Below are 1,797 nucleotides of genomic sequence, written 5' to 3' on the forward strand. Positions count from 1 at the left end.
ACGCGGTGGCGGGAATGGGCCCCGCCACCTGGGCGGTGCTGCCGATGCTGTTCGTCATGCCTGTACTCCTGTCAAAGACCTCGTGGGTAACACACAGTCCGCGGTCTGCGCCGGCGCTCCGGGTTGGCTGATGCGGGGAAAAGGAAAACGGGAAACGGAAAACACAACGGGCGCGGCTCACGCAAGAACCGCACCGGCGCCGTCAGGTGGTTGCGCTCACGCGCTGCGGGTTGTTGGGGTGGGTGGTCCAGTTGGCGTAGTCACCCGTGACGGTCTGGCCGGTTCGCACGTCCACCTCGCCGGGCGCGAGACTGCGCATGGTGATGCATTCGGGCACCGGGCAGATCGACACGCACAGGTTGCAACCCACGCACTCGGCCTCATTGATCTCGAACTTGCGCACGCCGCCCTCTTTCGTGAAGGTGATGGCCTGGTGCGAGGTGTCTTCACACACCACGTGGCAGCGACCGCACTGGATGCAGGCGTCCTGGTTGATCACCGCTTTCTCGATGTGGTTGAGATTGAGGTTCTTCCAGTCCTTCACCGTGGGCACGGCCTGGCCCTTGAAGTCGTTCAGCGTGGCGTAGCCGTGCTCGTCCATGAAGTTGGAGAGGCCGTCGCACATGTCCTGCACGATCTTGAAGCCGTACACCATGGCGGCCGTGCACACCTGCACGGTGCCGCAGCCCAGCGCGATGTATTCGGCCGCGTCGCGCCAGGTGGTGACGCCACCGATGCCGCTGATGGGCAGGCCGGCGGTCTGCGCGTCGCGCGCGATCTCGGCCACCATGTTGAGCGCGATGGGCTTCACGGCCGGCCCGCAGTAGCCGCCGTGCGATCCCCAGCCGTCGGTGCTCGGGCTCATGACCATGCGGTCCAGGTCCACACCCATGATGGAGTTGATGGTGTTGATGAGCGAGACCGCGTCGGCCCCGCCGGCCTTGGCGGCGCGCGCAGGCTGGCGCACGTCGGTGATGTTGGGCGTGAGCTTCACGATCACGGGCAGGCGGCTGTAGTGCTTGCACCAGGCCGTGACCATCTGGATGTATTCGGGCACCTGGCCCACGGCGGCGCCCATGCCGCGCTCGCTCATGCCGTGCGGGCAGCCGAAGTTGAGCTCAATGCCGTCGGCGCCCGTGTCTTCCACCATGGGCAGGATGCGCTTCCAGCTCTCTTCCTCGCAAGGCACCATAAGCGAGACGATCATGGCGCGGTCGGGCCAGTTGCGTTTGACGCGCGTGATCTCCTCGAGGTTGGTCTGCAGCGGCCGGTCGGTGATGAGTTCGATGTTGTTGAGGCCGATCACGCGGCGGTCTTGCGACATGAGCGTGGCATAGCGCGGGCCGTTCACGTTGACCACCGCCGGGTCTTCGCCCAGCGTCTTCCACACCACACCGCCCCAGCCCGCTTCGAAAGCGCGGGTGACGTTGATCTCTTTGTCGGTGGGCGGCGCGGAAGCGAGCCAGAAGGGGTTGGGGCTCTGGATGCCCAGGAAATTGCTGCGGATGTCGGCCATGGGGTGCTCCGGTGAAATGCGGTGTGTATGTGGACGTTCCTGAGTAGCGGCGGCGGTCAGGCCACCATCGCCACGGGAACGCTCAGCGCTTCATGCATGGAGAGCGCGGCCAGCTTGCCGTGCTCCACGGCTTCGACCGTGAGGTCGCGCCCACCCGCGCGGCAATCGCCGCCGGCCCAGACGCGCGCCAGGCTGGTGCGGCCTGCTTCATCGGTGGCGATGCGTCCGCCCTGCAGCGCGATCGCCTTGCCGGCGGGCTCGGCCACATAGGTCTGGCCGAT

2 protein-coding genes are annotated in these 1,797 nt (G+C 66.4%); both read right to left on the reverse strand.

Annotation, left to right across the window (positions count from 1 at the left end; translation table 11 throughout):
• Positions 1-202: 202 nt before the first annotated feature.
• Positions 203-1,516, reverse strand: coding sequence for an NAD-dependent dihydropyrimidine dehydrogenase subunit PreA (gene preA, locus V6M63_RS21245; RefSeq protein WP_332745166.1), 1,314 nt, complete (start codon positions 1,514-1,516; stop codon positions 203-205).
• Positions 1,517-1,572: 56 nt separating this feature from the next.
• Positions 1,573-1,797, reverse strand: a 225-nt coding sequence (locus V6M63_RS21250) for an FAD-dependent oxidoreductase (protein WP_332745167.1), incomplete at its 5' end; no start/stop codon positions are given.

The organism is Hydrogenophaga sp. (genome assembly GCF_036675665.1).
In the GTDB taxonomy this organism is placed as follows: Bacteria; Pseudomonadota; Gammaproteobacteria; order Burkholderiales; family Burkholderiaceae_C; genus Hydrogenophaga.

Bases quoted from the DNA above. Each gene is read 5' to 3' on its own strand.
- preA (WP_332745166.1), bottom strand. From the start codon at position 1,516: ATGGCCGACATCCGCAGCAATTTCCTGGGCATCCAGAGCCCCAACCCC.